This is a genomic window from Flavobacterium sp. HNIBRBA15423, from assembly GCF_052655965.1.
Genome location: NZ_CP199751.1, coordinates 127624 through 148823, shown reverse-complemented (window position 1 = coordinate 148823; position 21200 = coordinate 127624). Strand labels below are relative to the sequence as shown.

20 protein-coding genes are annotated in these 21200 nt (G+C 28.5%); 8 read left to right on the top strand and 12 right to left on the bottom strand.

The features are described from left to right. Nucleotides 1-18: 18 nt before the first annotated feature. The gene (locus tag ACULEV_RS00630; RefSeq protein WP_445456758.1) at nucleotides 19-1269 is read right to left on the bottom strand and encodes an ABC transporter permease; all 1251 of its coding nucleotides are present in this window, start codon (nucleotides 1267-1269) and stop codon (nucleotides 19-21) included. Between the two features lie 286 nt (nucleotides 1270-1555). On the opposite strand from ACULEV_RS00630, the gene ACULEV_RS00625 reads away from it, so the two are divergent. From ACULEV_RS00625 to rodA, 7 genes are all read left to right on the top strand, one after another. Then, on the top strand, nucleotides 1556-2578 hold the full coding sequence (locus tag ACULEV_RS00625; RefSeq protein ID WP_445456757.1) for an OmpA family protein: 1023 nt from the start codon (nucleotides 1556-1558) through the stop codon (nucleotides 2576-2578). Between the two features lie 193 nt (nucleotides 2579-2771). Further along, nucleotides 2772-4298, top strand: a complete 1527-nt coding sequence (gene purH / locus ACULEV_RS00620) for a bifunctional phosphoribosylaminoimidazolecarboxamide formyltransferase/IMP cyclohydrolase (protein WP_445456756.1) — start codon at nucleotides 2772-2774, stop codon at nucleotides 4296-4298. 57 nt (nucleotides 4299-4355) lie between these two features. After that, complete coding sequence (locus ACULEV_RS00615; protein WP_140962997.1) at nucleotides 4356-5384, top strand: rod shape-determining protein; 1029 nt, start codon at nucleotides 4356-4358, stop codon at nucleotides 5382-5384. Nucleotides 5385-5393: 9 nt separating this feature from the next. Further along, complete coding sequence (gene mreC / locus ACULEV_RS00610) at nucleotides 5394-6218, top strand: rod shape-determining protein MreC (protein WP_445456755.1); 825 nt, start codon at nucleotides 5394-5396, stop codon at nucleotides 6216-6218. A 1-nt stretch (nucleotide 6219) separates the two neighbouring features. Continuing rightward, nucleotides 6220-6723, top strand: coding sequence for a rod shape-determining protein MreD (gene mreD, locus ACULEV_RS00605; RefSeq protein ID WP_445456754.1), 504 nt, complete (start codon nucleotides 6220-6222; stop codon nucleotides 6721-6723). Continuing rightward, complete coding sequence (mrdA, locus tag ACULEV_RS00600) at nucleotides 6720-8633, top strand: penicillin-binding protein 2 (RefSeq protein ID WP_445456753.1); 1914 nt, start codon at nucleotides 6720-6722, stop codon at nucleotides 8631-8633. The genes mreD and mrdA overlap by 4 nt, the downstream gene beginning before the upstream one ends. After that, nucleotides 8634-9887: a rod shape-determining protein RodA gene (gene rodA, locus ACULEV_RS00595; RefSeq protein WP_445456752.1), complete on the top strand. Its 1254-nt coding sequence runs from the start codon at nucleotides 8634-8636 to the stop codon at nucleotides 9885-9887. It begins immediately after the preceding gene. A gap of 2 nt (nucleotides 9888-9889) precedes the next feature. Here rodA and ACULEV_RS00590 read toward each other — a convergent pair whose 3' ends face one another. From ACULEV_RS00590 to ACULEV_RS00570, 5 genes are all read right to left on the bottom strand, one after another. Next, complete coding sequence (locus ACULEV_RS00590) at nucleotides 9890-11197, bottom strand: HlyD family secretion protein (RefSeq protein ID WP_445456751.1); 1308 nt, start codon at nucleotides 11195-11197, stop codon at nucleotides 9890-9892. Between the two features lie 116 nt (nucleotides 11198-11313). Then, complete coding sequence (locus ACULEV_RS00585) at nucleotides 11314-13515, bottom strand: peptidase domain-containing ABC transporter (protein ID WP_445456750.1); 2202 nt, start codon at nucleotides 13513-13515, stop codon at nucleotides 11314-11316. A gap of 132 nt (nucleotides 13516-13647) precedes the next feature. Next, on the bottom strand, nucleotides 13648-13839 hold the full coding sequence (locus ACULEV_RS00580) for a hypothetical protein (protein ID WP_445456749.1): 192 nt from the start codon (nucleotides 13837-13839) through the stop codon (nucleotides 13648-13650). A gap of 10 nt (nucleotides 13840-13849) precedes the next feature. Further along, nucleotides 13850-14047 (bottom strand): hypothetical protein, encoded by a 198-nt coding sequence (locus ACULEV_RS00575; protein WP_445456748.1) that lies wholly within the window; start codon nucleotides 14045-14047, stop codon nucleotides 13850-13852. Between the two features lie 80 nt (nucleotides 14048-14127). Further along, a complete protein-coding gene (locus ACULEV_RS00570) occupies nucleotides 14128-15663 on the bottom strand; it encodes a vitamin K epoxide reductase family protein (RefSeq protein WP_445456747.1) in 1536 nt (511 codons plus the stop codon). A 268-nt stretch (nucleotides 15664-15931) separates the two neighbouring features. Here ACULEV_RS00570 and ACULEV_RS00565 point away from each other — a divergent pair, with 268 nt between their 5' ends. Beyond that, entirely contained in the window at nucleotides 15932-16108 is a 177-nt protein-coding gene (locus ACULEV_RS00565; RefSeq protein WP_445456746.1) for a hypothetical protein, read from the top strand. Here ACULEV_RS00565 and ACULEV_RS00560 read toward each other — a convergent pair. The 6 genes from ACULEV_RS00560 to ACULEV_RS00535 all read right to left on the bottom strand — a co-directional run bounded on the left by ACULEV_RS00560 (nucleotide 16105) and on the right by ACULEV_RS00535 (nucleotide 21106). Continuing rightward, on the bottom strand, nucleotides 16105-17826 hold the full coding sequence (locus ACULEV_RS00560) for a helix-turn-helix domain-containing protein (RefSeq protein ID WP_445456745.1): 1722 nt from the start codon (nucleotides 17824-17826) through the stop codon (nucleotides 16105-16107). The two genes, ACULEV_RS00565 and ACULEV_RS00560, sit on opposite strands and share 4 nt — an antisense overlap. A 485-nt stretch (nucleotides 17827-18311) precedes the next feature. Continuing rightward, complete coding sequence (locus tag ACULEV_RS00555) at nucleotides 18312-18764, bottom strand: hypothetical protein (RefSeq protein WP_445456744.1); 453 nt, start codon at nucleotides 18762-18764, stop codon at nucleotides 18312-18314. A gap of 85 nt (nucleotides 18765-18849) precedes the next feature. Further along, nucleotides 18850-18981: a hypothetical protein gene (locus ACULEV_RS00550; RefSeq protein WP_445456743.1), complete on the bottom strand. Its 132-nt coding sequence runs from the start codon at nucleotides 18979-18981 to the stop codon at nucleotides 18850-18852. Between the two features lie 113 nt (nucleotides 18982-19094). Continuing rightward, nucleotides 19095-19286: a hypothetical protein gene (locus ACULEV_RS00545; protein ID WP_445456742.1), complete on the bottom strand. Its 192-nt coding sequence runs from the start codon at nucleotides 19284-19286 to the stop codon at nucleotides 19095-19097. An 80-nt stretch (nucleotides 19287-19366) separates the two neighbouring features. After that, nucleotides 19367-20899 (bottom strand): vitamin K epoxide reductase family protein, encoded by a 1533-nt coding sequence (locus ACULEV_RS00540; RefSeq protein WP_445456741.1) that lies wholly within the window; start codon nucleotides 20897-20899, stop codon nucleotides 19367-19369. A gap of 48 nt (nucleotides 20900-20947) precedes the next feature. Further along, the gene (locus tag ACULEV_RS00535) at nucleotides 20948-21106 is read right to left on the bottom strand and encodes a hypothetical protein (protein WP_445456740.1); all 159 of its coding nucleotides are present in this window, start codon (nucleotides 21104-21106) and stop codon (nucleotides 20948-20950) included. Nucleotides 21107-21200 lie beyond the last annotated feature (94 nt).

The window sequence follows — 21200 nt, the reverse complement described above, 5'->3', positions numbered from 1 at the left end:
ATTAAATTCTATATTTTTTTATATTCCTGTTCGTATTGCCTCAACAGGATCTAATTTGGACGCTGAAATCGCTGGAATAATACCTGAAACTAAACCAATAAATGTAGCTAAGCCACTACCTATTAATAAATTTTTAGTACTTAAAACAAATTCGAAATCTAAAGCTGCACTTAATCCTAAAGCACATAACCAAACGAGAAGCATTCCTACTATACCACCTATTAAAGATAAAATAACAGCTTCAAATAAAAATTGAAATAGTATGAATTTATTTTTTGCTCCTAATGCTTTTTGAATTCCTATAAGATTGGTTCTCTCTTTCACAGAAACAAACATAATATTTGCTATTCCAAAACCACCTACTAAAAGTGAAAAGAAGCTTATTCCCCAACCTACCATATTCATTTGTCCAATAATACTATCTATAAAATCGGTAAACCCCGATAGCACATTGATAAAGAAATTATTAATTTCTCCAGGTTTGATACTTCTAAAAGTGCGTAATTTTTGAGTTAATTCTGCTTTAAACTCATCCATATCAATCCCTTTTTGAGGTTTAATTAAAATAGCTGGAGTAATTGCTTTATTATTATCCCCATACATTCTTCTTAAAAAATTAACTGGAAAAAAAACTGCTACATCGCCACTATCTCCAAAAGTAGACTGTCCTTGCTTTTTTAACACTCCTATAACGGTTAATTTTTGACCATATAATCTAATTTTTTTACCTAATGGATCTAAATCTCCAAAAAGACCTGTTGCTACTTCACTCCCAATTACAATTACTGGAGCACCAGAATTAGATTCGGATTCATTAAAAAAACGACCCGACTGTACTTTTATAGGCTCAATATCTATAAACTCATTTGTTGAAGGTTTTACACGAATGGAATTGACCGTTTTGTCTTCATATTTAATATTTTCATTTCGTGTAAAAAGATTAAAAGACATTTTATCAATATTATTTACCGAACGTCTAATGTATTCATATTCCTCATAAGTTACATCAGGAAATTGTTCTCTTTTCCATCGAGGTACTTCTGAAGGACCAAAAGAAAAACGAATTAAGTAAACGGTATTTAAATCCATATCACTTAAATCTTCTTTAATTTTTTTATCCATAGAGTCTACAGCAGCTAAAACAGCTATAATAGAGAAAATCCCAATTGTCACTCCTAAAAGCGACAATAAGGTTCGTAATTTGTTATTCCGCAATGCATTGAGCGCAAAGCTTAAACTTTCTTTTAGTAATCGAAGATATAATAACATAATACAGTTTGATTATCTTATTAGTAGAGTGAATGGAAAAAATGTTACAAAATAAATGGAGAAAGATTATTTTGGTTTTCATACTATTTGTTCCTAGTATCCTAACCTTTGATTAACCTTTGATTGGAAGTAAGAAGCAAGTAAGGATGAAGTAATGATTGATGATTAATGGTTGTGACCCGTCCTAAAATAATTATTCTTTTTTTCTGAATTTTATCTATTTTTGTAATGCTTTATGCATTTTTTTAGCTTTAAAACGTTGACAACTAATTAAAAAACAAACAACATGAAAAAAGGATATTTATTTGTATTAATCATTGGTTTCTCTTTAATTTCTTGCAAAGATACTAAAGACACAAACGATACTAAAGACGTTAAAACTAACATTAATACCGAAATTATAGAAGAAAATATAACTTCTGATACTGAAAATTCTAATTTTGACATTACTAAAATTCCTCTTAGTAATTTTAAAATTACAGAAATTCCCTTTTATAGTCTTCCAACTGGATATGAATATTCACATAAGGAGAATAGAGATTATGAATCTATTCGTTTTTGGGTTGAAAATAGTTTTGTGCTTCCAGAAGGCAATTTATTCTTTGGGAGAATTATTCCTAGTATAAACAAATCTTTTTCTGCACTTGAACTAACTAAAAATTTAGATAAAGTTTTTACTGATGCTGGTGCCGTTAAAGTTTTTGAAGGTAAAGTGCCTTTGGAAGCTATCAATAAAAATGAAGATTTGCATCCAATTACTGATTATGGTTTAAAAGCTAATGCATATGGTTTTCAAGGCTTTTCTAAAACTTGGACCTATGTCATTAGACAAAATAATCAGAATTTCTGGATTCAGTTAAACGAATCTGATGATAATGCAAGTTTACATGTCGCTATTCTTAAAACCAAAGCTATTGAGATAACATCACAACTAATTAAAGCAGATGATATGAAGCTTTCTCTTGATGAAAATGGTATGATTGCTTTATATATTAATTATGACACAAACAAAACTGAAATAAAGCCAGAGTCTAAACCAATATTAGATGAGATTTTCAAACTATTAACAGAAAATCCAAAATTAAAAATTAGCATAGAAGGACATACTGACAATACTGGAGACAAACAATATAACATACAACTCTCTGAATTAAGAGCTAAGAGCATCCTTGATTATTTAGTTAATAAAGGTATAAGTAGTACTCGATTAAAAAGCAAAGGATTTGGTGATACTAAACCTATTAAAGAGAACAATACAGAAGAAAATAGAGCTTTAAACAGAAGAGTAGAATTGCGAAAAATCGAATAGTTCTTACTAGATTTTCACTAAATAATATTGAAATTAGCGTTATAATCTATTTTATTAATAAAATCTTTTTTTCTGTGTTCATAATTGTTGAAAGTTTTAATAAGTATAACTACTTTTGCAAAACGAAAAACCATATCCAAATAAATTCGATTAAAAAATTGATTTTATTAACAATAACAACACGACACACACTATGAGCACAACAAAAAAAATTACTTCTGCCTTAATTTCAGTATTTGATAAAACTGGATTAGAGCCAATTGTAAAAGCACTTCACCAAAATCAGGTTACAATTTATTCAACAGGTGGAACAGAAGCTTTCATTAAAGAATTAGGAATTCCAGTTGTTCCAGTAGAAGAAGTAACTGATTATCCTTCTATTCTAGGAGGAAGAGTAAAAACATTGCATCCTAAAGTATTTGGTGGAATTTTAAACCGTCAAGATAATACTACAGATGTGGCTCAAATGGAAGAATATAACATTCCACAAATAGATTTAGTAATAGTTGACTTATATCCTTTTGAAAAAACAGTTGCTTCTGGAGCAAGTGAAGCGGATATTATTGAGAAAATAGACATTGGAGGAATTTCATTAATTAGAGCTGCTGCAAAAAACTTCAAAGACACTGTAATAGTTCCTTCTGTAGAAGAATATGCATCTTTTTTAGATTTTTACACACAAGGAAATGGTGCTACTACTATAGAACAACGCAGAGTATTAGCTACAAAAGCATTTCATGTTTCCTCTCATTATGATACCGCTATTTTTAATTATTTTAATACAGACGAAACGTATTTTAAAACAAGTGTTACAAATGGTGAGACTTTACGTTATGGCGAAAATCCACATCAAAAAGGGTTCTTCTTTGGGGAATTTGACAAAATGTTTACTAAATTAAATGGAAAAGAACTATCATATAACAACTTATTAGATGTTGATGCTGCAGTAAATTTAATGAACGAATTCAAAAATGACGCTCCTACATTTGCCATTTTAAAGCACAATAACGCTTGTGGAATTGCAACACGAAGCACGATGAAAGAAGCTTATTTAGATGCCTTAGCTGGTGATCCAACTTCAGCATTTGGTGGTGTTCTAATTGCAAATGGAAATATTGATTTAGCAACTGCTGAAGAAATTCATAATTTATTTTGCGAAGTAGTTATTGCTCCTTCTTTCGATAAAAATGCTATTGACTTATTAGAAGAAAAGAAAAATAGAATTTTATTAGTAATAAATGATGTTGAATTACCAACAAAACAAGTAAGAACTTGCCTAAATGGAATACTTGTACAAGATAAAGACAATATTACAGATACTAAACAACACTTAAAAAACGTTACCCATACAAATCCAACAGAAGAAGAAATTGACGATTTAATTTTTGCCTCTAAAATTTGCAAACACACTAAATCAAACACTATTGTTTTAGCAAAAAACAAACAATTATGTGCTTCAGGAACTGGTCAGACTTCAAGAGTAGATGCTTTAAAACAAGCTATTGAAAAAGCAACTTCATTTGAATTTGATTTAACAGGAGCTGTTATGGCTAGTGATGCCTTTTTCCCTTTTCCAGATTGTGTAGAAATTGCAAACAAGGCAGGTATTACATCTGTTATTCAACCTGGTGGATCAATTAAAGACGAATTAAGTATAACATATTGTAATGAAAATAATGTGTCGATGGTATTTACTGGAACACGTCATTTTAAACATTAATTTTATTACATTTGTAGAACACGAATATTTTACTAACACAAAACCCTAAAAAAGCATATGGGATTTTTTGATTTCATGACTGAGGACATCGCAATTGACCTTGGTACAGCAAATACCTTAATCATTCACAACGACAAAGTAGTCATAGACAGTCCTTCTATCGTTGCTAGAGACCGAATAACTGGAAAAATTATAGCCGTTGGTAAAGAGGCCAATATGATGCAAGGTAAAACTCATGAAAACATAAAAACCATACGTCCGCTTAAGGATGGTGTAATTGCTGATTTTGATGCTTCTGAAAAAATGATAAGCATGCTTATTAAAAGTATTCCAGCATTAAAGAAAAGACTCTTTACACCTGCTCTGAGAATGGTTGTGTGTATTCCTTCTGGTATTACTGAAGTTGAAATGAGAGCAGTAAAGGAATCATGTGAAAGAGTAAATGGAAAAGAAGTTTATTTAATACATGAGCCTATGGCTGCTGCGATAGGTATTGGTGTAGACATCATGCAGCCAAAAGGAAATATGATTGTTGATATTGGTGGAGGAACTACCGAAATTGCTGTTATAGCATTAGGAGGTATAGTTTGTGATAAATCAGTTAAAATTGCTGGTGATGTGTTTACCAATGATATTATCTATTATATGAGAACCCAACACAATTTATTTGTTGGAGAAACTACTGCTGAAAAAATTAAAATTCAAATAGGTGCAGCTACTGAAGATTTAGATAGCCCACCAGAAGAAATGCAAGTACAAGGTAGAGATTTATTAACAGGAAAGCCAAAACAAGTTGACATCTCTTATCGTGAAATTGCTAAAGCACTTGACAAATCTATACAACGAATTGAAGATGCTGTAATGGAAACATTATCACAAACTCCTCCAGAATTAGCAGCTGATATTTACAATACAGGTATTTATCTTGCTGGTGGTGGTTCCATGTTAAGAGGCCTTGATAAACGTATTTCCATAAAGACTGATTTACCTGTTTATATTGCAGAAGATCCTTTAAGAGCTGTAGTAAGAGGAACAGGAATAGCATTAAAAAATCTAAATAAATACAAAAGCATCCTTATAAAATAAAAATAATTCATGCAGCAAATACTCTATTTCTTTATAAAAAACAGCTACAAATTGCTGTTTTTGCTGCTTTTGGGTATTTCATTTGCGCTAATTATTAAATCACACTCTTTTCATAGAAGTGAATATATAAATAGCGCTAATAATTTAACAGGAGGAGTTTATAAAAATATTAATTCTATAAATGAATATTTAAGCTTAAAAGAGAAAAATGAAATTTTAGCAGAAGAAAATGCAAGACTAAAAGAGCTATTATTCAATAAGAAAGATACTGTTCTTAAGTTTAAAAAACTTAAGTTTAATGAAGCCTTATTTTATACAGTTAAAAAAGCTAAAGTAATTAAAAACTCCTATAATACTAAAGAAAATTATTTAACGATAAATGCAGGTGAAAAAGACAGTATAAGAAGTAGTATGGGCGTTGTAAATGAAAAAGGAATTGTTGGTATTATTGAAAAAACATCAAAAAATTATGCTACAATAATTAGCATTTTAAATACAAGATTAAAAATCAATGCTAAAATAAAAAATTCCGATCATTTTGGTTCCTTAAATTGGGATGGAAAAAATGTAGGTTATATTCAATTAATTGATGTACCAAGATTGGCTAATATCAAAAAGGGAGATTCTATCGTTACTGGAGCAGATTCAGATATCTTCCCAGAAAACATACCAATAGGAAAAATAGATAAGGTGTTTATTGATACAAAAACCAACTATTATACCATAAATGTAAGATTATTTAACGATATGACAGCATTAGGTTATGTATATATAATTAGCAATTCTCACAAAGAAGAAAAACAAAAATTAGAAAAAGAAACATTAGCTAAATAAATTGAATAACAACATTCTAAATATAATTCGTTTTGTATTACTTATCTTTTTGCAAGTAATCCTTTTCAACAACATCAATATGTATGGATATGCAAACCCATATCCTTATGTTTTATTTATACTATTATTTCCTGTAAATGGAAATAAAAACATTTTATTAATAAGTAGTTTTCTTTTAGGATTAATTATTGATATGTTTAGCAATTCTGGAGGAATTCATGCTATGGCATGTACTGTTCTTGCTTTTATAAGACCTAATTTATTTCGCTTTGCATTTGGAATAAGTTATGAATACCAAACTGTTAAAATAGCTGATAAAATTTCATCTGAAAGAGTCTCTTATATTTTACTCGCTATTTTCATTCATCATTTTATATTGTTTTCCTTTGAGTACTTTAGATTTACTTTAATTTTTACAATAATAACAAGGGCTCTATTTTCAACTTTGCTTTCATTTATTGTTTGTTTGCTGATAATTTACCTTATTAAACCTAGTAAACGATGAGAAAAATTGTTTTACCATCTGTTATAATTGTTGTGGCAATAATTTTGATTGCACGCATATTCTATTTGCAAATAATTGATGATTCTCTAAAATTACAATCTGAAAATAATGCCATAAAAAAGGTTTTTGATTTTCCTGAAAGAGGTTATATATATGATCGAAATGGAAAATTATTAGTGGCCAATCAACCTTCTTATGACATCATGGTAATCCCTAGAGAAATAAAGAATTTTGACACACTAGACTTTTGTAATTTATTAAAAATAGATAAGGAAGAATTTATTAAAAAAATACAAAAAGCAACTGTTTATAGTCCAAGATTACCTTCTGTTTTTCTTTCTCAATTAAACAAAAAAGAATATGCTGCATTTCAAGAAAAAGAAAGAAAATTTGAAGGATTTTATACTCAGAAAAGAGCTTTAAGAGATTATCAAGTAACATTTGGAGCTAATATCTTTGGTTTTATCACTCAAGTTAATGAAGCTATTATCAAAAAAAATCCTTACTATAATAGTGGAGATTTGATAGGCAAACAAGGTGTCGAACAAGAATATGAAGACATATTAAGAGGTGTAAAAGGAGTAAAATACTTATTGAGAAATAAATATAATAAAGTTATTGGTCCTTATAAAGAAGGTAAGTTTGACACTTTATCACAACAAGGAAAAGACTTGACACTAACTATTGATTATGAGTTACAAAAATATGGAACTGAATTAATGGTTAACAAACGTGGTGGAATAGTTGCCATAGAACCTAGAACGGGTGAAATTTTAGCACTTGTATCTGCTCCTACATACGATCCAGCATTGCTTGTAGGTAGACAACGATCAAAAAACTATACCGCTTTATATTATGATTCCATTGCTAATCCTTTATTTGACAGAGGTCTTCTAGCTCAATATCCTCCTGGTTCTCCTTTTAAAATTTTAACGGGATTAATTGGACTTCAAGAAGAAGTAATCAATACAGAAACAGGGTTTATTTGCCATCACGGATTTTCTTATGGAGGTGGTCGCTTTATGAAATGTCATGATTCTGGTTTGTCGAAATTAAATAATGGAATTTATCAATCCTGTAATACTTATTTTTGTAGTGTTTATAGAAATACTATTGATAAATTTAAAAATTCATCAAAAGGTGTTGATGTTTGGGCTGACCATGTTAAAAGTTTTGGTCTTGGTAATTATATGGGTACTGACTTACCTATTGGAAAAAAAGGAAACATTCCTACTTCTAAAACATATGAGAGAATTTATCCTAATGGTGGTTGGAGAGGTTCTACAATAATTTCTAATGGTATTGGCCAAGGAGAAGTTTTAACTACTCCACTTCAATTGGCTAACATGATGGCAGTTGTTGCAAATAAAGGTTATTTTTTTACTCCACATATTGTAAAAAAAATAAAAGATAAGCCACTAGATAAAAAATATACTACTAAGAATATCTCAACTGTTGATTCTAAACATTTTGAACCTGTTATAGAGGGCTTGGCAGATGTTTACAATAAAGGTACCGCATCTAGTTTAAAAGTGAAAGACATGCAAATTTGTGGGAAAACGGGAACTTCTGAAAACAAAATCAGAGTAGCTGGAAAAACGTATCAATTAAAAGATCATTCTATATTTGTAGCCTTTGCTCCTAAAGAAAATCCTACTATTGCAATAGCAGTTTTTGTTGAAAATGGGTATTGGGGAAATCGATGGGCTGGCCCAATAGCTACATTAATGATTGAAAAATATGTTAATGGAGAAATCACAAGAACTGATTTAGAAACTAGAATGTTAAATGGATCATTAGAGGATGAATACAAGAAAATCGAAAATATCATTTATCAACGATTTACTGAAACCATAACATTAGACAATACTAAAGCGAGTTTAACATTAAAAGAAGAAGAAACGAATTAAATGAGAGGGAAAAGCATAGGGAACATAGATTGGCTTACAATTTTATTATATCTCACTTTGGTAATTATGGGTTGGCTAACCATTTATTCAGCTTCTTTACCTCCAGAGGTTACTTCCATTTTTGATACCAAACAAATATACGGAAGACAAATGCTCTTTATCATATTGAGTATACCCTTAATTTTTATTTTACTTTTTTTAGACGCCAAAATTTTTGAACGATTTTCCTTTGTTTTTTATGGTTTAGGAATCTTTTTATTATTAGGTCTCTTCGCGTTTGGTTCTACTATTAAAGGACAAACTAATTGGTATAAATTGGGTGGATTTGGATTTCAACCTTCAGAATTTGTTAAAACAGGAGTTGCTTTATTACTAGCCAAGTATTTGAGTTTTCCACAAATTAATTTAAAGAATGTCAAACACCAATTAATTGGTTTTGGTATCATTCTTTTACCTGTACTTTTAATATTATTACAACCTGATGCTGGTAGTGCGATGATATTTTTATCATTAATTTTTGTCTTAAATAGAGAAGGTTTACCAGGATGGTATTTGTTTTCGGGTTTTAGTGCCATTATACTTTTCTTTGTTGCGCTTAAAATAGATCCTAAGTACATTATGATTTGCATAGCAATAATTATGTTAATTTATTACTTAAGAAGCCGAAGAATGAGCCGAAATCCAATTCTTTATACCTTTGTTTTTATCATTATTTCTGGTTTCGTTTTTTCAGTAAACTATGTTTACAATACAGTTTTAGAATCGCATCAAAAAGATAGAATTGATGTTCTATTAGGCGAAGATGTTGATATAAAAAAAGAAGGCTACAATTTAAACCAATCAATGATTGCTATAGGTTCAGGTGGATTAACTGGAAAAGGTTTTTTAGAAGGCACACAAACCAAAGGTGGTTTTGTTCCTGAACAACATACTGATTATATTTTTACTACAGTTGGTGAAGAATGGGGTTTTATAGGTAGCACGCTGGTAATCATTATTTTTGTAACGCTGTTTTTAAGAATCATAGCTCTTGCCGAAAAACAAAAAACAAAATTTAGTAGAGTTTATGGGTATTGTGTCGCGACATACTTGTTTGCCCATTTTTTTGTAAACATTGCTATGCTAATTAAACTTTTCCCAACAATAGGTGTACCTCTTCCCTTTTTCTCTTATGGAGGTTCTAGTTTATGGGCATTTACAATAATGCTATTTATCTTCGTAAAACTTGATGCTAATAAAGTAAATGAGTGGTAGAGTTACCTCTTAAACATATCTCTAAACTGATACAACAATCGTTCTATTAACCTTAAATCTTCAGTAACAATATCTGCTGTTCCTGTCATTTCTTGTTGGAAAACAATTTTCTTATCGTATGAAGTTTCTAGTCCATTAGGCAAGGCTACATCTATCAATAAATTACCCTCTATATCAGGTGTCGCAGAAATATTATTTACTATTCCTTTTACAATTCCATACTCACTATCTGGAAAATTGGCCAATCTAATATTTACTGTTTGCCCTTTTTTAATCTTTCCTGAATTTTGTGCTAAAGCTTTTAATTTACCTATATATACTTTTTCATTAATAGGCACTACTGAAAAAACTTGATCTCCTGTTGAAACTGTTTGATTTGCTGCCCATAACTGTAAGAAAGAAACTCTTCCTTCCATAGAAGTTCTTAATACATAATTCAATTCCCAATCTTTAATCGCTTTTTTCAATTGAAAAAAGGATTGTAATACATTTCTCTCTAAGTTAACTGCATCTTTGGTAGAATTTATTTTAGTAGTTTTACTACTTCTATTTAATTCGTTTAAAGAAGATTTTAATTGAGAAATAGAACTTAATAGATTTTTATAATTCTTTTGGGATTGTAAATAGGTAAGCTTAAATTTTTCAAATTCTTGAGCTGCAATAACCCCTTTCCTAAACAAATTTTCTTGTCTATCTAATTGACTTTTTTCGAGATCTAGTTCAGCTTGATTGATACTTTTCTGAGATTCTAATAAAGTAAGTCTTTCTTTTAACTGACTAGCTTCAAAACCTTGAGCACTAGATTCTACTTGGTAAGGCTTTAAAAGTTTCTGCAAATCATTGGCACTATATTCTTTTTGAAAAAGTGCATATGCGTTTTCCACATCTCCTAATTGTGTAAATTGCAATTTTTGAAAAGGAAAAGGTGTTCTGTTAATTTGAATAGTATCTGTGATACTTTTTAATAAAAAAACATCCTCATAATTTGCTGAATTTTCAATAACAGCTAAAGGGGTGCCTTTTTGCACAACACTATTGTCATTTACTAAAATTGATTCAATTCTTCCAGATGTTCGAGCCATTAATTTTTCAGGTGGAATTGCAGTAGTAACTATAATTTGAGCCGTATTAATATCTGGATATTTAATAAAGTAAGAAAACAATAGCACTAACATCAAAATAATTAGAATAACTAAGTTTCCCCATCTTATCATCCAATGTGGAACTTTTGTAAGTATCTCTTGTACTTGCTCGCTTCTAAGTTCTATATCAGAAGCTGGAAGTCGATTATCTTGTGTTTCGTTTGGCATTATATCTTTTTATCTTAAAATAACATTTATAGTATTGGAACACAGACTTTACATGTTTTAAAAATTTTCACTTATTTAAATCTACGTTCTATTTTTCTTTTATTTATTTTCTTTATCTAATTTCCTAATTGCAACTGATTTTTAACCAATTTAAAGTAACTTCCATTTTGAGCTACCAATTCATCATGAGTTCCTGTTTCAATAATTTTTCCCTTTTCTAAAACTACAATTTTATCAGCATTCATAACTGTACTTAATCTATGTGCAATAACTAATACTGTTTTATCTTTGAAAAAAATATTTAGTTTTTCCATTATTTCTTTTTCGTTATTCGCATCTAATGCGCTTGTAGCTTCATCAAAAAATAGCATTTCTGGGTTTTTATAAACGGCTCTTGCAATTAACATACGTTGCTTTTGACCTGTACTCATACCTACTCCTTCTGATCCTATTTTTGTATTGTATCGCAAAGGATAGTCATCTATAAACTCTTTAATATTAGCAACGTCTGCAGCATACTGCAATCGTTCTTTATCAATAATATCTACTCCAACTGCAATATTGTTAGCAATTGTATCACTAAAAATATAACCTTCTTGCATTACAGAACCTATATGATTCCTCCATGCTTTTTGTGAGATATTTTTCAATGAAGTTTTGTTAATTAGCACGTCTCCTTCTTGAGGCTCATAGAATTTTAACAAAAGTTTCATTAAGGTTGTCTTTCCACTACCACTTGTTCCTACAATGGCAGTAATTTTTTTAGCAGGAATAGTTAAATTTAATTGATCTAACACATATACATCTGAACCTGGATAACGAAATGACAAGTCCTTTATAATAATATCATTTTCTGGAATATCTTTAGTTTTTTCATGTTCATCTTCAACTTCATCTTTCATTTCATGTATTTCAGATAATCTAGCTAATGAAATTTTAGCATCTTGCAATTCTCTAATAAATCCAATTAATTGAATAATTGGTCCGTTCAAATTACCTACAATACTTGTGATGGCCATCATCATACCTAGAGTAATTGAACCATCTATAACCAATTTAGCTGATAAAAATATGATAACAATATTTTTAAGTTCGTTAATAAAATTAGACCCTATTCCTTGTGTTTGTTCTAAAACAAGACTCTTTAAAGAAACTCGAAACAACCTTGCCTGAATGTATTCCCAACCCCAACGCTTCTGCTTTTCCGCATTGTGAAGTTTTATTTCTTGCATTCCGTTAATTAATTCAATAACCTTACTTTGCTCTTGAGAAACTTCTGCAAAACGTTTATAATCTAATTTTTCTCTTCGCTTTAAAAATAAAATAACCCATAAAAAATACAAAACACTTCCTGCAAAGAAAACCATGAAAATAATTAAATTAAAATAGGCTAAAATTCCACCCATTATAATCATATTAAAAAAAGAAAAAAGGACGTTCAGAGAAGAAGTTGTTAAAATTCTTTCAATTCTATGGTGGTCATTTATTCTTTGCATAATATCTCCTGTCATTTTTACATCAAAATAAGAAATAGGAAGATTCATTAATTTGATAAAAAAATCGGAAATTAAAGCAATATTAATTCGTGTAGATAAGTGTAATAAAATCCAACTTCTTATTAACTCCAGTGCAGTTTTTCCAAAAAACAAAAACAATTGAGCTAATAACATTAAATAGACAAAGTGAATATTTTGATTTTTTATACCAATATCAACAACATTTAACGTTAAAAAAGGTGTTATTAACTGTAATAAACTCCCAGCAAGCAAACCAATAGCTAGCTGAATAACAAAAGATTTATAACGATAGATATATTTGGACAATAAATTAAAACCAAACTTAGTTTTTCCATCTTCATCTTTATTACTATCAAACTCCGATTCGTAAAACTTAGGAGTTGGTTCTAATAATAAAGCTATACCTTCTTCGGTGGTTTCATCTGCATTATTACCAATCCAAAACTTTAAGAATTCTTTTTCAGTATATTCAATTAAACCAATAGCAGGATCAGATATATAATATTTACCTTTTTTAATTTTATATAAAACTACATAATGGTTTTTGTTCCAATGCAGAATACAAGGAAGCGGTGCCTCTTCTAATTTCTCTAAAGAAATCTTTATACCTAATGATCGAAAACCTATGCTTTCTGCTGCATCACTTAAAGTAAGAAGATTACTCCCTTCTCTAGTAGTTTCAGAAAGTTCGCGAAGCATTTGTGTATTTAGTACCTTGCCATTATGTTTGGCAATAATCTTTAAGCAAGTGGGCCCGCAGTCTTTACTTTCTGTTTGTATGTAATAAGGAAATTTTTTCAAAAGTTTGTTTAGATTTTATTCAAAAATAATAAAAAGAAAGGTTTAAATCTTTCTTTTTAGATTGTCTTTTTATAAATTGTAGATAATATAAAAACTGTCTAGAATAAAATTTCTAGACAGTAAAATGTTAAATTAAAATATTAGACATGGTTCACAAACACCTTTGTCTGAAAAAGCCCCATTTCTCATACAACATGTACCAGTTGGACATGAAGCATATCCATCAAATGTTGGTCCACAATATTGTTTTCCACCATTAACGTTTTTTTGCTCATTTTTAGATAATTCTTGAGCACCTACTAAATTTAAAATTGATTTTTTCATAATTTAATTATTATATTTCTGGATAATAAGTACATAAATGCCCTGGAGTACCATATGGATAACAAATTCCTTTAGAACAACATTCATTTGATCCACAACCTGCATTTGGTAAATTCAAATTACAAGCTCTTCTACCTCCATTAACACTTTTTTGCTCTTTTTTAGATAGCTCTTGTGCACCTTGAAGGTTTAAAATTGATTTTTTCATAATTTAATATTATAATTTGTTTATAAACTACATCCATTTAAAGTCAAATGTAGCTTTTGACTATCGTTGCAACAATATCTTTAAACCATTTGTGGTTTTAGTTCATCTTCTAATTCTGACAGAAAATATTTCAATTCCTCTATAGTATATTCACTAGGAAACAATTTATTATTAATTAACTTAATAGGTGTGTAATTAAGCTCATTGATTAAACACCACTCATATTGTCTTCTCAAGGCTTTTTCAATAGTATATTCAATGTCTTTTTGCTTCCACTTTAATTTCCATTGATATAAGTCCATATTTTTAATATGCCAATCCGAAAGAGCTTCCTCTATCTTTTCTGGGTAATCTTTATTTATTTGTAATAGATTTTCTGCTATTGAAAAATATGGATTTTCTCCGTTATCTGGATTTAAGTTAAAAAAGACTTCTAACTTCAACTTAATTGGGTTTAATTTCTGTAATTGTAATCCGTCTTTAAAAGCCGTATGACAATGTCCACAGCTTGGACTTAATATTAAACCAAGCGTTACAGCTGCGTCATTATTCCCTATTTCTATCTTTTGTAAAGAATTTAATTTTTCTTCATCAATAACATCTTTGCATAAGGAATTAAATATGGAAAAATTTCGCTTAAATTTAATTAAATCTAGGTTATTCTTTTTTAATATAACCGTACTAAATACTATAGGTCTTATAAAAATCCACAAAGATATTACCAACAAAATTGGAATTATAATTGAACTGTAATCAAACAGGATTTGTTTTCCAAAAACAAAAAAGAGAACTGATTGTGAAATAAGAACAAAAGACACACCTAAACAAAGTATACACCATTTCTTCAGTTTTACTTTTTGCAACCATATGGAATAAGCAATAATAGGTAAAGAGAAAACACTAGCAAGATTAATGACTAAAAAAGAATTTAGATTAAATACTATCATTAAAATACTAATTGCAAAAAAAACGATGGGTAAATCTGAAAAGTCTAGCCAATTTGTAATCTTTGCATCATTAGACTTAATTACTGAATCACAAGAAGTTTTTTCACTGAACGAACATATTTTAGATACAACTCCATCTGTTTTATTTATTTTCTCATCTATTATAAATACACTCAAAAGAAAGCCAATTAAACTGAAACTAAAATTTAAAAGAAATAACCAATCTAATTTTTCAAATTGTAGCATTACTAGTAATAATAAAAACACTACTAATACTATGTATTTGTTTTTAAAAAAGTTTATTGCTGTTTTATTCTTAGGAATGTTTTTTGTATCTATTGCAATAACAATTCCGTTCCAGTCATTTAAAAAGTCGTTGATTAAAACTTTCTTTTTTCCTACTTTCTCCTTTTCGATAGTCATACTGGTATTTTCTTTAGCAACCAAAACTATATCATCACTCACTATCGCTAAAAATGAATTAGGCAATTCAGTAAATTGTTCTTTTGGAACTTTAGCAGCTACATTTTCTATTTGTAATAAATCAAATGTATCGGTTACAGCATATAAGCTAGGATAATTTGGATGAGATAAAAAAAGATTCTCAAAATCATTACACTCATTTTTATAATTATTAATTTCTAAATATTTTTTGATAATTGCTTTCATACAAATAGTATTCTATTTATTTGAAACAAATATGTTATAAAAAATGAGACAGAAAAAGAGCATATAATTACAATTTATAAATTATAACATAAATAATTTATAAATTATTTATGCTATTTTACCGCATAACTAATTAAAAACAAATACATTAAACTAAATAAAAGATGTTTTATAACTACTTCAAATAAAAAGAGTAATAAATATAAAATTAAAAAGTAAATTTGAATAACAAATAAACTTTTATATTATGATAATAAAAAAATCACCTATGGAATTTTTTTTTGAAAACAAAATTTCAAAAAAACAGCTGAATAAAATCTATGGAAAAGGGGATCCAAAAAGAAAGTTGGAAATTGAGTCAAATACTAATCCTAATGAACCTGATGGAGAGGGAGGAACTGGTCCATTACCGGTTGACCCACCTATAGAAACTTCAGATTATTAATCTATTTCAGATATTTTTTTAATAAATTGAGCAGGTGTAACACCTGTTCTTTTATTAAAGGATTTAGAAAAAGAAACTGCATTTTTAAAACCAACACTTTCAGCTATAGCTTGAGTTGAATATTTTCTATAGGTTACATTATGAATTAACTCATCAATTACATAATTGATTTTTAATTCATTAGAATACTCACTAAATGATTTTCCAATTCTTTTATTAACAACATATGATAAATAAGTTGTATTTGTTTTTATTTTCTTAGCAACTTTTTGTAAATTAAAATCTGCATTTAAAAAATACTTTAAGTCTTCCAATTTCTTTAATTTATCAATAATCTCATTTTCTTTTTCCTCATCAATTGAAAGTGAATTATTAAGAATAACTTCCTCATTACCATCAATTGAAGATTTTTTTATTTCAAGTTTATTCTTAAATTCTTCAATAAGTTTAATAATCCTCTCATTTGCAGATTTTTTTTCTTTTCGAATTTTATACAAAAAGAACAAGAGGATTAAAACAACAATTATGACTATAAGAACGTATAAATACTTAACATATCTTTTTAAATTAATTTCCTCTTGAAGTTCTAAAATCTCCTTTTTTACAATTTCTGAAGCTAATTTAGAATTTATATCTGTTTGCTGTTTTAATAGTGTACTGATGTTTTTCTTTAGCGAAGAGTTATATAAGGATAGGTATTTTTCAGAATTATTTATATCATTATAAAAATTATAAATTTTAGCCATACTAAACATACAATCAATATGATCCATTCTGTTTAAGTCATAAAGTTGACAAAGTGAATCAACTTTTTTAAAATGGATTAAGGCTTTATCATAATTACTTTGATTATAATAAAGATCACCTAAGTTATAATTTACACTAATATATGATTCTAGATTATTTTCTTTAGCTAAAATCAAAGTGCTTAAATAGAGATTTTCAGCCTTCTTTGGGTTTCTTTTTAATATGTAAATATTAGATAAATTTATTTGGCATTTGATTTTAATATTAACAAGATCTTTACTATATATCAAGGCTCTATTATAATAATACTCAGAAGAATCTAATAAATTCAAACGTGATTTGTTTTGATAAAAAAAACTTTCGTAAAAATATCCAAGATTTATATATGTGTTAGCTTTTTTTAGATTGAGCTTATCATTTGTAAATAAACTCTCATTAGAATTTATAAAATTTTCACATTCTTTTGCACTGTTAATTGCTAAAACATAGTTTCCTACTTTACCATAAATTAGAGCTATATTCCCAGTAATTTTAACGAACTGTACGTTATCATTTATCTCTAAAGCAATCTGTTTTGCCTCTAAATACTTTTCAATAGCTAAATTTAACTTTCCTTGCTTAGAATAAGTGAGCCCTTGGTAATTTAAAATATCAATTTTTAGACTCTTTATACCTTTTCTATTCTTAATATTATTGAAGTAAAAATAAGCTTTATCAAAAGAGGTGGTAGATTTTAAAGTATCTGCATTTTTTAATTGATGAAGATAAGCTTCTGCTGCATGTGCAAATGCTAAATGAGAATAATTATCTGAAACTTTAATTTTATCAACATACACAAATGCACTGTCATGATTTGAGCTCATGTAAAACCTAACAAAGTCTTGATATATTAAAAAATCTTTATCATTTAATTTTTGTGTGTAACCTAATTGAATTGTAAAAACAAATAATAGAGAGAAAAATTTATACATATGTAAATTTTAAGTTTTCAAAGATACATATATTTTAAAACACTAAATTTTATAATCATAAATGATTCTAATTATTCTTAAAAACAAGTTTAACGAAAATTATAATTTTTTTAATAAAAAAAATAAAAAAAAGTATTAGTTAAAAATGTTGAAAGTTTCAAAAACTATCAATTGAAGTTAAAGACATCAAGAAACATCCTTGGTGGAGCTGGACCTGGAAGTGCTACAACTTCCTCTAGTACAAGTTACAGTACTTAGTATACAAGATAAGCTATTCAAAAGAACCGCTTATCTTTTTTTAGATTCTTAAAGGCACATTCAGAAGTAAGTGTCCTTTTGAGTAAAACATAAAAAAATGACCAATCTTGAAAATCAAAATCGGTCATTTTCGTTTTTGGATATTTTTCAAAGATCCGTTTGGGTTAAAAAATGGTTTTTTGCTTCCAACAAGGCATAGTTATCCCATCAAGGCTGTTTTTTATTTTTTAAGCCGCCTTTTCTAGTGCTATTTTAAAAATTCTTCCTATTTCCAGAGCATTGGCTGCATGGATTCCAAAGAAAATCCAAAGTATCTCACTCTTTTGTGTTTTGGCTTTAATTTTTTTCAGGTTGTAATACTCCTTTTTTTTGCCAAAACTTCCTTCTAATCTGGTAGCGTGTTCTTTTTTGATTTCTTTAGCCAAAATTTTACGCTGTTCTTCGTTTTTGCCTGCTTTGCCCTTTCGGACAAAATCGGTTTGGATATTGTTTGAAGTGGTAAACGTTCGGTTTTTATTGGTGGCATAAATGGCAATTTTCACTTTCGCCTTAGTGAGGTTTTGGGCGCAAAACACACTGCTCTGCAAGCGGGTTCCCTCATTGAAGGCACGGTATTGGATATGTTCAATAAAATTGATTCCATCTATTTGGATTTTGTTGACTTTGGCTCCAAACTCCACCTGTTTGGTTTCCTTGCCACGAACTATCGGACGAATGTAACTCTTGCAGATGCTTGCAATTCTATCGGGAACACTTTTCCCTGTTCTAAATATTTGTAGCCGTTAAAATTCTTAATTTGTCTTGAAGTGTCTCATATTCTTTAATTGATAATTGTGTTTCTTGTGCATTTACAAATAGCGTAAAAAGAAAAAAGAAGCCAATCAATAAATATTTCATGAAAAATTAAATTCAGCTTCAAAGTTAAGATTTAATTTAAGAAGTGAAATTTAAAAATTTTAGCCAGTCTATAATTATAAACTGGCTAAAATCTTATACCTTCTTAAAAAAATTTAAACTAAAATATTACAGCATCCTTTATAGCAAACGGGATTTCCGCTTCCAGTACAATCACTATGAGTTGAACACATTTGACCTGTTTCGCCTAACCCGCGACAAGCCCCAGCAACACTGCCATTAACATTCTTTTTTTCATTTTTAGATAATTCTTGAACGCCTTGCAAATTTAAAATTGATTTTTTCATAATTAAAATGTTATAATTTGTTTGTAAACCACTTACTTTTAAAGTCAAAATAGCTTTTGGCTATCATTACTATAATCTCTTTAAACCATTTCTGGTTCTTTTAATCCTTCTAATTCTGAAATAAAATACCTTAATTCTTTTAACTCATATTCAACTGGAAATAAATTTGAGTTTATTAATTTTACTGGTGTATAATTAAAATTATTAGCTAAACACCATTCATATTGTGCCCTAATCTTTTCATTAACTTCAAAATCAATTTTATTTTGACTCCATTTATTAGTCCATTCCGCTAAATTCATTTTTTCGATATGCCAATCTGATAAGGCTTCTTCAATTTTTTCTGGATAATCTTTATGAATTTGTAATAGATTTTTAGCTACAGATAAATAAGGATTATCGACATTATCTAGGTTCAAATTAAAGAAAATAGCTAATTTAAGTTTCTCAGAATAATTACTTATCAACTCCATTCCTTCTTTAAAAGCAGTATGACAATGACCACAACTTGGACTAAGTATTAAATTAACCTCTACATTTGCTTCTTTATTACCTAACTCTATTCTGTGCATTTTTTTTAACTGTTCTGGCTCTTCAACTGGTTTTTGTAAAGAAGAAAAAATAGAAAAGTTTCGCTTGAACTTTAAAAGCTCTAAATTGTCTTTCTCTAATCTTATTTTACTGAATAAAAAAGGTTTGGTAAAAAACCAAATTGGCAAAACCAATAATGCAGCTTGTACTAATGTTAAATAATTAAAATTAAAATCTTTTGTAAAGAAAACAAACAAAACTGATTGTAATACTAATAAACTAGAAATCCCCAAACATAAAACACACCACTTTTCTAGCTTAATTTTTTGTAACCATATCGAATAACCAATGACTGGCAATGACAACATACTAAGAAAATTTATGACTGAAAACGCAGACTGATTAATGAGTAGTACTAACAAACTTGTTCCAAAGAAAATAATAGGTAAATCTGAAAAATCCAACCATTTAGTAATTTTTGCACTATCCGATTTAATGACAGAATCACAAGAAGTATTTTCACTAAAAGAACATATTTTTGAGATAACTCCTTCTGATTTATTTAACTTTTCATCTATAATAACAATACTTAAGAACAAGCCAATTATTGTTATTCCAAAATTTAAAATAGAAAATAAATCAAATTTTTGAAATTGCAATAAAAGAAACAGCAACAATAAAAAACCTAGTAGTACATATTTGCTTTCAAACAAACTTGATTTATTCTTTTCAATTATACTATTAGGCTCAATAGCAACAACAATTCCATTCCATTGTATTAGAAAATCCTCTTTAGAAATCTTTTTTTTACCTTCATTTTCTTTCTCAATAATGATATTGTTATTTAGTTGTTTGACTAAAACTATATCATCATTCACCACAGCTAGAAAAGAATCTGGTAATTGTTCAAATTGTTCTTTTGGGACTTTAGCTGCAACATTTTCTACCTGCAATAAATCAAAAGTATCGGTTATTGCATAAAGGCTAGGATAATTAGGATGAGATAGAAAAAGATTCTCAAATTCATCACTCTCCTTTTTGTAATTATTTATCTGTAAAAGTATTTGAGCAGTATTTATCATATTTGTATTATGTAAGAATATTAATCTAAAATAATAAATATTTCGAAATTAATATTCTACTCTACAAGGAAAAGCACATAATAAACTATAATACTTACATTGATTAGTTGTCGGATCAATACAATCTTTCAAACCTCCTTTTATTCCTTTTTGCTCTCTTTTTGATAATTGGCTTGCACCATCTAAACTTAAAATTGATTTTTTCATGTCTATTGTTTTTAATTTTTAATTAAAGAATCTATATTAACAATACTACAAAATAAAACCATTTCACTATTACAAGAAAACTACCAAAAATGTT

Coding starts and splice junctions, on each gene's coding strand:
- ACULEV_RS00630 (WP_445456758.1), bottom strand. CDS start 1,269: ATGTTATTATATCTTCGATTACTAAAAGAAAGTTTAAGCTTTGCGCTC.
- ACULEV_RS00625 (WP_445456757.1), top strand. CDS start 1,556: ATGAAAAAAGGATATTTATTTGTATTAATCATTGGTTTCTCTTTAATT.
- purH (WP_445456756.1), top strand. CDS start 2,772: ATGAGCACAACAAAAAAAATTACTTCTGCCTTAATTTCAGTATTTGAT.
- ACULEV_RS00615 (WP_140962997.1), top strand. CDS start 4,356: ATGGGATTTTTTGATTTCATGACTGAGGACATCGCAATTGACCTTGGT.
- mreC (WP_445456755.1), top strand. CDS start 5,394: ATGCAGCAAATACTCTATTTCTTTATAAAAAACAGCTACAAATTGCTG.
- mrdA (WP_445456753.1), top strand. CDS start 6,720: ATGAGAAAAATTGTTTTACCATCTGTTATAATTGTTGTGGCAATAATT.
- rodA (WP_445456752.1), top strand. CDS start 8,634: ATGAGAGGGAAAAGCATAGGGAACATAGATTGGCTTACAATTTTATTA.
- ACULEV_RS00590 (WP_445456751.1), bottom strand. CDS start 11,197: ATGCCAAACGAAACACAAGATAATCGACTTCCAGCTTCTGATATAGAA.
- ACULEV_RS00580 (WP_445456749.1), bottom strand. CDS start 13,839: ATGAAAAAATCAATTTTAAATTTAGTAGGTGCTCAAGAATTATCTAAA.
- ACULEV_RS00575 (WP_445456748.1), bottom strand. CDS start 14,047: ATGAAAAAATCAATTTTAAACCTTCAAGGTGCACAAGAGCTATCTAAA.
- ACULEV_RS00570 (WP_445456747.1), bottom strand. CDS start 15,663: ATGAAAGCAATTATCAAAAAATATTTAGAAATTAATAATTATAAAAAT.
- ACULEV_RS00565 (WP_445456746.1), top strand. CDS start 15,932: ATGGAATTTTTTTTTGAAAACAAAATTTCAAAAAAACAGCTGAATAAA.
- ACULEV_RS00560 (WP_445456745.1), bottom strand. CDS start 17,826: ATGTATAAATTTTTCTCTCTATTATTTGTTTTTACAATTCAATTAGGT.
- ACULEV_RS00550 (WP_445456743.1), bottom strand. CDS start 18,981: ATGAAATATTTATTGATTGGCTTCTTTTTTCTTTTTACGCTATTTGTA.
- ACULEV_RS00545 (WP_445456742.1), bottom strand. CDS start 19,286: ATGAAAAAATCAATTTTAAATTTGCAAGGCGTTCAAGAATTATCTAAA.
- ACULEV_RS00540 (WP_445456741.1), bottom strand. CDS start 20,899: ATGATAAATACTGCTCAAATACTTTTACAGATAAATAATTACAAAAAG.
- ACULEV_RS00535 (WP_445456740.1), bottom strand. CDS start 21,106: ATGAAAAAATCAATTTTAAGTTTAGATGGTGCAAGCCAATTATCAAAA.